Source organism: Terriglobia bacterium, from assembly GCA_020072565.1.
Classification (GTDB): domain Bacteria; phylum Acidobacteriota; class UBA6911; order UBA6911; family UBA6911; genus JAFNAG01.
In genome coordinates this window covers 170,477-184,164 of sequence record JAIQGI010000020.1, presented here as the reverse complement: position 1 = coordinate 184,164, position 13,688 = coordinate 170,477, and the positions used below count along the sequence as shown (strand labels likewise).

Genomic DNA, 13,688 nt, shown 5'->3' with positions numbered 1-13,688 from the left:
TGACGAATGACGGACGGACAGGCTCGTCAGGGAGTGTGATGGAGGATCTCGAGAATTTCGTTGCCGAATTCCTGGACGCGCCAGCGGCGCATACCCGTAACCCCTTCCAACTCAGTCGGATTTGCGGGGGGAAAGGACGCCAGAATCTCGAGAAGGGTACCGGGAAAGATCACGCCGACGTGCAGCCTCAATGCTTCCGCTTTCGCCCGGCGCCAGCGCCGGAGTTCTTCCAGGCGGATTTTGGCTTCCCGGGACGGCGTCTTGCCCGCGCTGCGCGCCGGCAATGTGAGGGATGAAGGATCCTCGGCTCGTGCCCTCTCGATGGCGCGAAAAATCTCTCCTCCGAACCTGCGCGCCACGCGGAATGAGACGCCGGGCCGATTGAACATCTCGCGGGGAGAGCGCGGCGGACGGTGGGCAAGCTCCATCAGAACTGAGTTGTTCATGACCTTGAACGGCGGGACATCCAGCTCCCGTGCATAGCGGTCGCGCAGCAGATAGAGAGCCCGCAAAACCGCGAGCTGCTGCAATGGGAGTTCGCGACTTCCTTTGATCCGGCGAAATCCCTCCCGATCGAACTCCCTCTCCTGGGTCTCCATCTCAGCCAGATATTCGAACTCCTCCCGAGCCCACGACAGCCGCCCCTTGTCGCGCAACTGCTGCTCGAGCAGGTCGCGGAGCTGCAGCAGATGATGCGTATCCATGGCGGCGTACTCCAGTTGCTCGACAGCGAGCGGCCGGCGCGACCAGTCGTCCCGCTGGCGGCGTTTGGAGTGCGCGATGCCCGAGAGTCTCTCCAGAAGCGCATCCAGGCCCAGCTGCTCGTAGCCCAGGAGCTGCGCGGCAATGTGAGTGTCGAAAAGGTTCCTGAAGGAGAAGCTGTAATCCCGGCGCAGGCAGAAAAGGTCGTAGTTGGCCGCATGGAACACTTTCTCCACTGCTTGATCTGCCATGATCGGGCCGAGCGCTTTCAAGTCCCTGATCGCCAGGGGGTCCAGCACGAACGTCTCGCTGTCGGACGAGATCTGGATCAGGCACACCTTCTCGAAGTAGTGATAAAGGCTATCGGCCTCAATGTCGATGGCCACGCGGCGGGCGGGCACAAGAAGCCCGACCATGTGGAGGAACGCATCGGCGGTAGCCACCCAGGTGAATGGTGTCGGATGTGCAGCAGCAGTGCTTTCTGTCTCTCGAGGATCCATATTCAGCCAAGGGCTTCGCCATGGAGCAGAACGTGCGCAGCGGAGGCTGCCCTGGCGGCCCCCCACTCGTGCATTCCGCGTCAATATACCGTTCCCGGGGCCGCTCGGGCAACTATAGTTCGCAACAAGCTGAAATGCGGGTATACTGGCGGCGTGCATTCTATCCTCGGCGAGGCTCTAGATGGGGCGGCTCCCCCTCTCATGGTTTCCGTCCCTGCTTCGGATTTCATCAGTTTCGCTCTCTGCGGTCTCCAGAATCTCTGCGGTGATGTTTTTCGGCGAAGAGGAATCTTATGAAGATCGCCCTGATTCAGCAGCACGCCACGGAGGATCGCGAGGCGAACGTCAGACGAGGCGTGATGGCCCTGGAGGAAGCCGCGGCCCAGGGGGCACAGTTATGGGTCTTTCCCGAACTGGCGTTCCTTCGATTTTTCCCGCAGCGCTGGCGCAGAGAGCAGCCTCCTCCCTGGGCTGAGACTATTCCCGGCCCGACCACCCAGTTGTTTGCCGGCCTCGCGCGGAAACTCGGTGTCGTGGTTGTCCTCAACCTGTACGAACGCGACGGGGAGCGGGCCTTCGACTCATCGCCTGTGCTCGATGCCGACGGGAGGCTGGCCGGCGTGACGCGCATGGTGCACATCATCGATGGCCCCTGTTTCCGTGAGACGGATTTCTACCATCCGGGCGATCATGGGGCACGGGTCTTCCCGACCGCTGCGGGTCACCTGGGAGTCGCGATCTGCTATGACCGGCACTTTCCGGAGTATACGCGCGCCCTGGGTGTCAAGGGAGCCGAGATTGTAGTGGTGCCGCAAGCGGGCTCCGTCGGAGAGTGGCCGGCGGGCGTTTTTGAAGCAGAGCTTCAGGTGGCGAGCTTTCAGAACGGTTACTTCGCGGCCCTCGCGAACCGCGTCGGCCCGGAAGAGTGCCTCACGTTTGCGGGAGAATCTTTTGTCACTGATCCAATGGGCAGAGTCATTGCTCACGCGCCCGCGCAGCAGGACCATATCCTATATGCGGAACTGGATTTCTCGCTGCTCCGGGAGTGCGCGGCACACCTGCATTTCATGCGGGATCGCCGGCCCGACATCTATCCGCTCTAAGCGAGAGCGATGAGTGGTGAGTCATGAGTGACGAGCAAAGTGCCGTGTGAGGCGGAAGCCCACTGCCTGCTGCTCATCACTCATGACTCACCACTCGATTTTGCAGGCTCAATTCCGCGGCGCAGGTTTTGCAGGGATGGACGCGCTTCAAGTCGATCTCCTCGACGTAGGTCGAGGCCCGCATCACGCATTCGAACTGGCGGCAATGATATAGGCCGAAGGTGTGCCCGAGCTCGTGCACCAGCTCCTTTTCCAGCCGCTGCAGCATGAGCGCATCGTCCCGCTCCAGGCCGTAGAACTGGTTCGACAGCCGGTGGGTTGAGACAATGGCGGCGGGCCCCCCAAGCTGTGCCTCCCCAAAGACAAATGTGAGAATCGGGATGAAAAGATCGACGTCCACGATCCCGATGCGCTTTTTCCCCGGATTGTGGGCTCCGTCTAGGATCTGGGCGAGCAACAGCGTGGAGTTGGTTTGCCGCCGCGAAGTGTCGTAGGCTGTCCGGAGGTCCAGCGCCGCTCGCTCCGAGCTCACCGGGACCGCAAAAACCTCCTCCAGCCGACGCGAGATAGCAATCAAACCGCCGGGCTTCAGGGAGGAGCCGTTGAGGATGTGGATCTCGTGAGACACCTACGGTTTCCTCAAGCCGTACTTGTGAATCTTGTTGTATAGCGTCACCCGGTCGATTTCAAGGATTTCGGCCGACCGCGAGATATTCCAGTTGTTCTGTTCGAGCACGTGGGCGATGTGCGTTTTTTCGATCGCTGCGAGGGATCCGTTGTGCGGCATGTTGTTTTTATCAGACAGGCGGAAGGGCAGATCCTCGGGGAGAATCGCGGGCGGCTTCCCGACCACCATGGCTCGTTCGATCGCGTTTTCGAGCTCGCGCACGTTCCCCGGCCAGTTGTAACGCACCAGCACATCCATCGCTTCGGGAGAGACGGATGCAATCGGCTTGGCCATGGCGTGCGCATATTTCTGCGCAAAATAGTTCACAAGCAGGGGAATGTCCGATTTGCGCTCCCTCAGGGGGGGCACGAAGATGCTGAAGACATTCAAGCGGTAATAGAGGTCTTCCCGGAAGGTGTTCTCCTGGACTGCTTTCTCGAGATCCTTGTTGGTGGCGCAGATGATCCGGAAATCGACTTTGATGATTTCATTGCCGCCGACGCGCGCGAACTGTTTGGTCTCCAGCACTCTCAACAGATCCATCTGGGTTTTCATGCCCACGTTGCCGATCTCGTCGAGAAACAGGGTTCCCTGGTCGGCGAGCTCGATTTTGCCCTTGCGCCGGTATTGCGCGCCGGTGAAGGCTCCCCGCTCGTGACCGAAGAGTTCGCTTTCGAGCACCCCTTCTGGCATGGCGCCGCAATTGATGGTTACGATCGGAAAATAACGACGCTCGCCGTTGCTGTGAATGGCGCGTGCGATCAATTCCTTGCCGGTGCCGCTCTCACCCCGGATCATGACCGTTGTGTCCGTCTTGGCAACGGTCTCGATCATCTCGAACACCTGTTGCATCGCCGGCGATTCGCCGATGATCTCGTCGAGCTTGGGAAACTCCGCGATCTGCTCCTTGAGTTTGATGTTTTCCTGCACGAGCGCCCGCTGCTTGATCGCGTTGCGGATCAGGTGAGACAGATAATCGGGATCAACCGGCTTGGTCACGTAATCGAAGGCTCCGGCCTTGAGAGCCTGGACTGCGGTGTCGACCGAGGCATGTGCTGTGATGAAGATGATCGAGGCCAGCGGATCGATCTCTTTGATCCGCCCCTGGAGTTCCATGCCGTCCATGCCCGGCATCTTGATGTCGAGCAGGATGATGTCCCAGCGCTGGGCCTGCAGCTGGCGGATTGCCGCCGTAGCGTCTTCGGCGGCACCGACGGTGAACCCGTCCTCGAGAAACCACTTGGTGAGTGATTCCCGCACGATTTTTTCATCATCGACAATGAGTATGGATGTCCGATTGCTCATAAAACCCCTGCACCCGGCGATGAGTTAGGTGACTGCTCCTTTGGCCTCGACTCTGGGATGATGCTTCTCCGCTGGGGGAAACGTCAGCGTGAACGTCGTTCCCTTGCCCGGTTCGGACCGGACCGAGACCGTTCCGTCGTGGCGCTCAAGGATCCCGTAGACGACCGACAAGCCCAAGCCCACCCCTTTTCCTTCTTTCTTGGTGGTGAAGAATGGCTCAAACAGATGCGGCAGATCTTCGGCGGCGATGCCGGCCCCCGTGTCCGCAATGTCCATGCGGATGCCGCCCGAAGCATCCCGCATGGCCGTGAGCTTGAGATCGCCCCCTTGCGGCATGGCCTCCACTGCGTTGACGAAGAGTGCGATCAGAGCCTGCTGAATCTGGTTTTCGTCACACATCAGCGTCGCCTCAGGAGTGGCGATCTCGGCCTGAAAGTTTACATTGGAGATCTTGAAATGATGCTGCATCAGCCGCACCGCTTTGTCGACGAGATCCGCTACCGGAACCAGGCCGAACTCGCCGACCTGACGCTTGGAGAACAGAAGCAGATTTTTCACGATGTTCCCGCACCTCTGGACCTCGCTTGTGATCAGTTCCAGGTCCTCCAAGGTCGACTGCGTGGCCGGCGTCGACTCGATCTTCCTGAGCCTTTTCGAAATCAGCTTTGAATAATTCAGGATCCCCTCGAGCGGGTTGTTCAACTCGTGCGCCACCGTCGCCGACAGCTTCCCGAGCGAAGCCATTTTTTCGATCTGAAGGATCTGTTCGTGAATGTGTTTCAGTTCGGCGGTCTTTTCTTCGACGCGCTTCTCCAGGGTCTGCGACCAGAGCTTGTTCTCCTGCTCGGCTTTCTGCAGGCTTTGAGTCATCTCATTGAACGCCCGCGCCAGCTCACCGATTTCATCCCTCGAGGAGAGCGGAATCCGGAAGTCCAGATGGCCCGCGGAGATCTGATTTGTGCCTTCCCGCAGCCTGCGGACCGGCCGGTGCACGGTGACGGACAGAAAAATGCCCGAGCTGAGCATCACCACTACTGTGCCGGTGATGGCGTACAGGATCAGCTTTCGTCGCGCCTCCGCGATGTTGTCAGCGACCTTGTCGAGTGACAGGCGCACGTCAAGCACTCCCAGCACCGTCTGATCCGGGGTGTGGCACCCGTAGCAGGCCTGTTCGTTGCGGATGGGATTGATGAGGCCGACCAGGTGATTCCCTTTGGGCCCGATGTAAGGCCCCCGGAAGTTCAATCCCGCCGGGACCGATTGCAGGGGTTGGGCCAGGGGCTTGGTGCTGTCATGGCAGACATTGCACGCCTCGGCGCTTTGCTCCACATAGCTGCCTTCCAGGGCTCTGTCGGTCGAAACCATGATCTGGCCACGCTTGTTGTAAATCCGGATCTCAACCCCTTCGCGGCCGATGCTGTAAATGGTTTCCTTAACATCTTGGGGGCGGTCTTTCAGCATGCTGTAATGAGTGGCGTTCTTGATGATGTCGCTCAGGCTGTTGGCGTTGTCGCGTACCTGATCCATCATCTGCTGGTTATGGAAGCTCACGGCGAAGTTGGTATAGAGGCCAAAGAGAGCAATCAGCAAGAGGCAGGAACCGACCAACACGCGGAAGGTTAACGTATGAAAATATCGCATAGGTAAACGAATCCTATCACGAATGCATTTGGAATTTGAAGCACTGCGCGGAAAAAGTGCAGAAAAAAATATCAGAACAAGCAGTCGATAGTTGCAGAGAAAATCATCACTATTTTCCTGCGACCTTGCGCCCTCGGTAACATAAGCTGGGTGAGCAGGCTAGCGCCGAGACCAGCCGAAGGACTGGCGCACCAGGGCGAAGTAGCGGGTCGGGCCGAGCATGTCGGCAAAGCTCTGTAGTTTCTCGCCACCGTCGGCAAGCGTGAGGCCTACGGACGGGCGCTTGCCGCGCAGCGCACCCGCCAGCGAGGCCAGGAAACGGTTGTGATCGGCTGTGTATCTTGGCCGTGCTTCTTCGACGGTCATCAGGTCCACGGTCGCGGCCTCGGTATTGTCGGCCTCCAGCTCGCAGAGCCAGCCGTCCTCGAACGGTTGCAGGCAGAGCAGGTGGGGTTTTGCCGTCACCTCGTGATTCACCGCGCGGATGATGCCGTCCAGCGGAGCTTCGAGCGGAACTGTCCCCCCGTCCATGACCACCCAGACGCAGGTCTGTCCTTTACGCACGTGCTGTCCCAGCGACGGGAAAACGACCCCTTTGACTCCCAGGAGCGCCTGGGCGAGGCCCTCCTCGATGCCGAGGCGGACCAGGCGAGGACCGGTCTTGCGGGCCCACCAATGGTTACGGCTGTAATGAAATCCCTCCGGCGGGATTTCCTGTGAGCCCGCGGGAGCGGTTTGGCTGCTTTCTTCCGCACTGGCGGTGGTCGGCGCGTGGAATCGTCTGCGCATCGCCTGGTTCAGCGGGCAGTTATCGCAGTCGAACATCCGGTCACAGAGCTGATAGGAGACGACTCCAGCCGCCATCCAGAGGCAACGCTGCTCATCCGGAGGGATGAGGTGACACCTTTTAGAAGAGTTCATGAATCCACCTGTCTGGTAAATGGAACCTGTTCCAGTTCGCACTCCGCCGACGTGCAGGGCAGAGGGCGGGAACTGTCGACCCCTCAGGGCTTCTCAGATATGAGTGCAAGATCCTCAACCCAGGCTTCCGGCAATGACGCTGCCGCGGCATGTTCCTCCTGCTCATAGACCGGCAGATACTTCGCCGCCAAAGAGAAGGCCACGAAACCGAAAGTCACAATAGCAAGCGTGATGGAAGTTTCCATCCAGGACGGGAAATAGGACATGCCGGCCGATGCCTGCATGCCGGTAAGGGCGATATTCAGGCGGTCGGTGATGAATCCGATAATGATCATCACGGCGCACACAAACAATCCATTCTTGCTCTTCCTGATTCTAGCTTGCGACAGCAGGATGATGGGAGCGATCACGCCGACCAGCATCTCGAACCAGTAGAGATAGGTCTCCATTCTCGGCACAAAGAGGAGGGTGGAGATGTCGCGATAATAGCCGTCCATGACCCTCATGACGAGACAGACCCCAAGGAGGACGACCGCGATTCTACCGATCTCGTCCAGGATTTTCAGCTCGAGTCCTCGATGGAAGACGCGCGCGCTCAGGGTCGACTCGAAAATCACCATCGCACACCCGGCGGCCAGAGCCGAGACAAAGAAGAAAATCGGCAGGTACGGGGTGTACCAGAGTCCATACAGCTTGTCCGGCACGATCAGGAAGAGGGAGCCGAGCGAAGACTGGTGCAGGGTAGAAAGCAGGACGCCCAGGATCACTATCGGGATCGATACCCGCCTCAGGATGCGCAGTGTCTTCGACATCTTGAACTTCTCGAGCACTACCGGGGCGAACTCCAGGGCCAGGACGGTCGTGTACAGCATCACGCACCAGGCCACTTCGAACATGACCGAATGGGGGTTCCACATGATGATGGCATGCCAGATCATCATGGGTCGGCCGAGGTCGAACATCAAGCCGACAATGACCAGAAGGTAGCCCAGGAACGCGGTCAGGATCGTGGGCCTCAAGATCGGCTCAAACCGCTTCACATTGAAAATGTGCACGAGCGCGGCGATAGTGAAGCCTCCCGCGGCCAGGCCGACGCCGCACATGACGTCGAACCCAATCCAGAGACCCCAGGGATACATGTCGTTCAGATTCGTCGACCTGCCGAGGCCCGAAGTAAACCGCACAAAGGTGGCGTACGCGCCGGCAGCCAGGATAATCCCCGCCAGGCATTTCCAGAAAGTGAGTTTGCCAATGTAGTTTTTCATGATTCGTTCCTGTGCCATCGATTATGAATTGAATTTCCGCGGCCCTGCGTTGCGCGCGCGCCCGTTTTTCGTTCCTTCGGCCCGCCTTACTTCCTCCCTGCGGTTGGTGATCCAGTAGACGCCGGCCAGGAATGCGCCCCCGACAGTCACGACGGTCGGGATCTTCGACAACGCATTCATGGTCAGCTCCGGCAAGGCTTCCCTGCGCAGTTGGGTCTTGAAGCCGAGCTTTTCGAAAGGAACACTCGTGATGTAGAGAATCGAAGTGCCTCCGACCTCGCTCTGCCCATAGATACGGTTCACGTACTTGCCGGGCTCAGCCTGGATGCGGCCGAACGCTTCCCGGAGCATTTCATCCCGGCTCCCGAACTTGGTCGCGCCGGTGGGGCAGGCCTCGGCGCAGGCGGGCTGCCGGCCGTTCTTGATCCGGTCGTAGCAGAAGCGGCACTTCTGTACACGCGGGTTGTTGCTGCTCCATTCATAGCGCGGAACCTGGAACGGGCAGGCCTGCATGCAGTACCGGCAACCGATGCACTTGGTCTCGTCGTAAATTACCGGGCCTTCTTCGGTCTTGGTAAATGCGCCCACTGGACAAACAGACGCGCAAGTGGGCGCCACGCAGTGCTGGCACATGCGGCGCACGCTGACGCCATTGTGGTCTTCCAGGGCCGTGTAGGCTGTGGGCGAGAGTCCGGTCTCGGCGCCACCGGCCAGGTTGTTCTCCTTCTTGCAGGCATCCTGGCAGCTGTTGCAGCCGGCGCACATGGTTATGTCGATGAGCATTGCTTTTCGCGTGGTCATGATCTAATCCTCTTCCTTCTGAACATGCTGTTGTGGATTCACTCAGCCTGCAGGAACTGCTGCTCAAACCGCTTCCAGACATCGGGACCCAGGTGCAACAACGCACCAGGAGCCGGCGCACCCCCGTCCTGCAAGGCCGGCGCCGGCACGCCGTTCGCGATCGCGCCTGCGAAGAAATCACGCAAGCGGCGCAATTCCTCGGACATCCAGGACCGGCTCTCGTTGCCGAGCAGAAGTCCGCGGAGCTCCTCAGGCCGGCTCGGCTGCATCGTGTAGGCCCACCCCTCGCCGAACAGATCCGCATGCTTTAGGCCGGGCGTCTCTTCCAGTTTTTCATTCACCGCGACGACATCTCCGCTGATCGGGGCGCGCACGGTCAGCGCCTGCCCGTTTTCTGCAAGCACCAGCAGCGGCTCCCCTTTCTGCACGTGATCTCCCTGGTTCTTTACCAGCGTGACCTCAGCCCTCTCCAGGAGGTTGGCCACGAAGTCGTCGATCCCCAATCGCACCTTGCCCGAAGGGAAAAGGCTGAGCCAGGTATGGGATTTGGCGAAGAAGATCCCCTCCGGCGTGCGCAGCGAGAAAGTTTGCGACTGGAGAGACCGGACGGGCGCGGCCGCCAAGGCCTGCTTCGTCGCCTTGCGCGCTTGAACGATCCAGTCGACGATTAGAAATGCGATGATGGTTCCGACTACAAATAATGGTGTCATGATTTCACTCCGTCACCGGTTTGGGATTGGATGATTTGGATGAAGGGTGAAGAGGAAACAACATCTTCACCAGCTCTTCCCAGTCTTCGTCATTGAGCAGCTCGCCCATGTTTTCAGACCATTGGCCGCCGTCCTGCAACACGATCCCGAGCCTTGGGGCGAACCAGCTCGACAACCGCTCCTGGATGCTCTCCCTCCATCTCTGAACCGCCGGGCCTTTCAACAGGTTCATCAAATCTATATCGAGCCTGGCAGGAGACACCCTGGCAATCCAGCCTTGGTCGTAAGGAGAATCGTTCACGAGTGACGGCTGCGACGACAGTCGGGTGTTGACATCCATGAGAATTCCGGAAAGCGGCGACATCAGGGTGAGCGATCTTCTTCCGCGCCTCAGCGTTACCAGCGGCTCTCCCTGCAGTACCAGGGTGCCGGGCTTCCTCACCTCGACCGCCTCGAGCCTGCCGACGAAGCGCGCCGCAAAATCATCCACTCCCACGCTCGCCAGACGGGGCTTGTGGACCAGCACCCAGCCATGTCCGGGATGCAGGTAACGCTCGATGCTCCCCTCAGGCAACCCTACCTTCGCCGGCTCCAATGCGAGGCCAGGCTCCCGTCGCTCCCGGCGCCGTTGTCGCCAGATTTCGATCAGAAGCATGATCCCGAGTGCCAAGAGTGCCAGGATGGCTACCATGATGCTTCTCCGTTCTCCTCCATGAACTGCCACCCTCCCTATAAGAAAGATCCGTGCCACAAAGCATCAGATGGCGAGATAAAACGTGAAAGTATTTAAATACAATCGCTTATGGTTATGACCTGATGAGATCCCGGAAATATTCAGAAAGATAGAGTGTTGATAAAATCAACGAATCTTGGCGATATTGCGGATGATTTACTGTAAGTGATTGAAACCTTGGCCTTTGTTACTGTGTATAAATATTCATCATAAACTGCTTAAAAAATCTACGTTAATTGTCGACACCTCCTTTCCCAGCTGTGTGCACGAGCTCTGATATTTCTGGATAAGAACATCTGCTACTCTTGGCGTCAGGCTTTTGCTTCTTGGCAGCATCTTGGAAACAGTCGCTAGATCTGGATGACGAGCCGGTCCTCCGCCAGCGGCATTTCAATTTCTTCCCGTCGCGCGAGCACCTCGCGGCCGAGGTGGGTCAGGATGATCCTGCGGGCTCCGAAGCGGTCGCGGTTTTCGGCGAGCCTGGGGTAGTCCAGGTGAAACCAGACGCGGGTTTCGAAGAAGGAGCATTCGCAGATCAGGAGGTCCGCTCCCTGAGAGTGCGCCACGAGTTGTTCTGTCCAGCCGGTGTCGCCGGAATAGACCAGGTGACGGCCGTCGAGCCAGAGCGCGAAACCCAACGAGATTTCGTGTTCCTGATGCGGGACCTGGAAAGGTTCCATTACCGCCGTGCCGATCCGGAGCGGGTGATCGGGCAAAGCCTCCGTGAACTCGAGCGGGAAAGGAAGAGACTGGGCGGCCGGGCCGGGGTAGATGGCGCGAAAGAGAGACATGACGCGATCCTCTGTCCCGGGTGGGCCGACGATGCGAAGCGGTCGCCGGCGTGCCTCGAGCCAGGAGTATTCGAGAAAAAGGAAGGGGAGGCCGGCAAAATGGTCGCCGTGCAGATGGCTAAGCAGAATGCTGTCGATGTCACCTGCAGAAATGCCGTCGCGCTTCAAAGATGCCAGCGCGGTTGCCCCGCAATCAAGCAGAAGTGCAGCGTCGGCTCCACGAACAAAATAAGCCGCATGGTGTCGACCCTGGGCGTTGAAGGCATCCCCCGACCCCAGGAATGACACGGACAATTGGCCCATGCGCAGAGTATAACATTCAAACTACGGCACCCGTTCCGCGAAATCAATGGCCGCTGCTCCGCTGTTTTCCGCAAGCGCATCTGCTACAATTCCGTCGCGATGAACCAAGGGGGAAGGCTCAGGAAACGGCTGCTGCGATGCGCCGGGCAGGCGATCGCGGATTATAAGATGATTGCCGCCGGCGACCGGGTGATGGTCTGCCTGAGCGGTGGTAAGGACAGCTTTACTCTTCTTGGCCTGCTGCGTGATCTGCAGGGACGGGCGCCGGTGCGGTTTGACCTGCTGGCGGTCAGCCTGGATCAGATGCAGCCGGGCTTTCCGGTGCAGGTCCTGGAGGAGTACCTTGCGGCCGAAGGGATTCCGTTCCGGATTGTACAGCGGGACACCTACTCGATTGTTTCCGACAGGATCCCGCGGGGAAAGACGACCTGCTCCCTCTGCGCGCGGTTGCGGCGTGGAGTTCTTTACAATATCGCGGTGGCGGAGGAGTGCACAAAGATTGCTCTGGGCCATCATGCCGACGACATTATTCAAACACTTCTGCTCAACCTGTTTTTCAACGGCTCGCTCAAGGCGATGCCTCCTATCCTCAGGAGCGAGGATGGGCGCAACACGGTGATCCGCCCGCTGGCTTACTGCCAGGAGAAGGACATCGCGGAATTCGCGGCCCTGCAGAAATACCCCGTCATTGCCTGCAATCTGTGTGGTTCGCAGGAAAATCTGAAACGTAAACGCGTTCAGAGGTTGATTGCGGAACTGGAGAACGAAATCCCCGGGATCCGCGACTCCATGCTGTCCGCTCTTGGGAAGGTCATTCCTTCCCATCTCATGGACCGCGGCCTGTTCGATTTCCGGTCACGGTGCCGGCCAGCCCGCCCGCGGGCATGACCTGTCCCGGACCACAAGACGCAGGAAGACTCCTTTCGCGCTATTAGTGTATTTGGTGGTCTCATTTGGGGAGGTAGCGTGCGAACTCAGGGGGGGCCTTGGTCTCGTGCCGGATCGGGATGCCGAGGGCAGGGTGCCTGAATCCGAGAAGGAATGCATGCAGTCCCAGCCGTCCCATCGGATTCGACGTGCTGCCGTATGCGCGGTCCCCGACGATGGGATGCCCCATCTCGGCCAGATGGACGCGAATCTGGTTTTTCCTGCCCGTCTCCAGCGTCACTTCAAGGGTGGTCAGTCGTGGGAAGCGCCGCAGAACGCGATAGTGAGTCACCGCCTCCTTGCCCGCGGACTCGTCCTCGGTCGAATGCATGCGCCTCGCCCGGTTTTCGGCAAGATGGCTTCGGATGGTGCCGTGGTTCTGGCTCACGTGTCCTTCGACGACGGCCCAATACTTGCGCTGGATGTTGTGGCTGCTGAACAGGGATTGCAGTTTGGTCTGGACCGGCTCCGATTTCGCGAACACCAGCACTCCGCTGGCGAACTTGTCGAGGCGATGCACGATGAATAGCTTCTGCCTCGCGTCGCGCTCCTTGACGTATTGGCGCAGATAGGCGTAAGCGGTTTTTTCCTGCTCGTGCGGTGTTGCCACCGTCAACAATCCCGGCGGCTTTTCTACAAGGAGGATGTCCTTGTCCTCGTAGACGATCTTGAGCCCGTGCACAGGGGGAGGGGAACTCCCCTGCGCCACGATCTCGATCCTGTCTCCAGGGGCGACGCGCCGGGCGGCGATCTTGCTGGTTTCGCCATTGAGCCGGACACGTCCGTGCTGCAGCAATTGACGCAGGGTTCGATTGGACGCACCGGGAACCAGGACCCGAACCGCCTCGAGAAGCGAACGCTCAGTCGGAAGTACGAGTTTCACCTAGCTCCGATTGCATACGAGCATTTTGGTGGAATCCGCAAAACGCACGGTGATCTTATTCGGCGGTGTGAAAGACTGGACGCATCCCAATCCGAAGGTGTGATGCTCGATCCAGTCGCCCTCGCCAAAACTTCCCGCCATGCTATAGGCCTTGTGAGGCTTTCCTGAGGCCTCCTGCATGATTTCGGTCCAAGTCTGCCGAGTCCGCTTGGTTGGTGATTTGGTCTTCTGGGTTTTCCCGCTCTTTTTGACGGCGGTCTCGATCTTGGCTTGGGGCTTTTCTGCCCGATAGTTGTGCTCGCCCGCGCAGGTATTGCACTTGACCCGGCGCGGCTTTGCGCCCTGCATGGTTACCACTGTGTGGGCCAGCACCAGCTTGCACTTGGTGCAGTAAGCCTCAACATCCGAACCGGCGGCGATTTTTTTCATGACATGC

Annotated in this window: 14 protein-coding genes; 2 read left to right on the top strand and 12 right to left on the bottom strand. The window is 59.1% G+C overall.

Annotation, left to right across the window (positions count from 1 at the left end; genetic code table 11):
* Positions 1-26 precede the first annotated feature (26 nt).
* Positions 27-1,202 carry an HRDC domain-containing protein gene (locus LAP85_14485; GenBank protein MBZ5497607.1) on the bottom strand — a complete coding sequence of 392 codons (1,176 nt, stop codon included), beginning with the start codon at positions 1,200-1,202 and terminating at the stop codon, positions 27-29.
* 293 nt (positions 1,203-1,495) lie between these two features.
* Here LAP85_14485 and LAP85_14480 point away from each other — a divergent pair, with 293 nt between their 5' ends.
* Entirely contained in the window at positions 1,496-2,305 is an 810-nt protein-coding gene (locus LAP85_14480) for a carbon-nitrogen hydrolase family protein (GenBank protein ID MBZ5497606.1), read from the top strand.
* Positions 2,306-2,381: 76 nt separating this feature from the next.
* Here the strand turns inward: LAP85_14480 and LAP85_14475 are convergent, their stop codons facing one another.
* From LAP85_14475 to LAP85_14435, 9 genes are all read right to left on the bottom strand, one after another.
* On the bottom strand, positions 2,382-2,933 hold the full coding sequence (locus LAP85_14475; GenBank protein MBZ5497605.1) for an archaemetzincin family Zn-dependent metalloprotease: 552 nt from the start codon (positions 2,931-2,933) through the stop codon (positions 2,382-2,384).
* A complete protein-coding gene (locus LAP85_14470) occupies positions 2,934-4,277 on the bottom strand; it encodes a sigma-54 dependent transcriptional regulator (protein MBZ5497604.1) in 1,344 nt (447 codons plus the stop codon).
* Positions 4,278-4,301: 24 nt separating this feature from the next.
* On the bottom strand, positions 4,302-5,918 hold the full coding sequence (locus LAP85_14465) for a HAMP domain-containing histidine kinase (protein ID MBZ5497603.1): 1,617 nt from the start codon (positions 5,916-5,918) through the stop codon (positions 4,302-4,304).
* 159 nt (positions 5,919-6,077) lie between these two features.
* Entirely contained in the window at positions 6,078-6,839 is a 762-nt protein-coding gene (locus tag LAP85_14460) for a hypothetical protein (GenBank protein ID MBZ5497602.1), read from the bottom strand.
* Positions 6,840-6,922: 83 nt separating this feature from the next.
* A complete protein-coding gene (hybB, locus tag LAP85_14455; GenBank protein ID MBZ5497601.1) occupies positions 6,923-8,104 on the bottom strand; it encodes a Ni/Fe-hydrogenase cytochrome b subunit in 1,182 nt (393 codons plus the stop codon).
* A gap of 21 nt (positions 8,105-8,125) precedes the next feature.
* The gene (locus LAP85_14450) at positions 8,126-8,905 is read right to left on the bottom strand and encodes a 4Fe-4S dicluster domain-containing protein (GenBank protein ID MBZ5497600.1); all 780 of its coding nucleotides are present in this window, start codon (positions 8,903-8,905) and stop codon (positions 8,126-8,128) included.
* Between the two features lie 38 nt (positions 8,906-8,943).
* Complete coding sequence (locus LAP85_14445) at positions 8,944-9,615, bottom strand: hypothetical protein (protein MBZ5497599.1); 672 nt, start codon at positions 9,613-9,615, stop codon at positions 8,944-8,946.
* A gap of 4 nt (positions 9,616-9,619) precedes the next feature.
* A complete protein-coding gene (locus tag LAP85_14440) occupies positions 9,620-10,306 on the bottom strand; it encodes a hypothetical protein (GenBank protein MBZ5497598.1) in 687 nt (228 codons plus the stop codon).
* 392 nt (positions 10,307-10,698) lie between these two features.
* Positions 10,699-11,442 (bottom strand): MBL fold metallo-hydrolase, encoded by a 744-nt coding sequence (locus LAP85_14435; protein MBZ5497597.1) that lies wholly within the window; start codon positions 11,440-11,442, stop codon positions 10,699-10,701.
* Positions 11,443-11,541: 99 nt separating this feature from the next.
* Here LAP85_14435 and ttcA point away from each other — a divergent pair, with 99 nt between their 5' ends.
* Positions 11,542-12,330 (top strand): tRNA 2-thiocytidine(32) synthetase TtcA, encoded by a 789-nt coding sequence (gene ttcA, locus LAP85_14430; GenBank protein ID MBZ5497596.1) that lies wholly within the window; start codon positions 11,542-11,544, stop codon positions 12,328-12,330.
* Between the two features lie 61 nt (positions 12,331-12,391).
* Here the strand turns inward: ttcA and LAP85_14425 are convergent, their stop codons facing one another.
* Both LAP85_14425 and LAP85_14420 read right to left on the bottom strand, forming a co-directional pair.
* Positions 12,392-13,252, bottom strand: a complete 861-nt coding sequence (locus tag LAP85_14425) for an RluA family pseudouridine synthase (GenBank protein MBZ5497595.1) — start codon at positions 13,250-13,252, stop codon at positions 12,392-12,394.
* Positions 13,253-13,681, bottom strand: a complete 429-nt coding sequence (locus LAP85_14420) for a hypothetical protein (GenBank protein ID MBZ5497594.1) — start codon at positions 13,679-13,681, stop codon at positions 13,253-13,255. It abuts the gene before it with no gap.
* Positions 13,682-13,688: the final 7 nt, after the last annotated feature.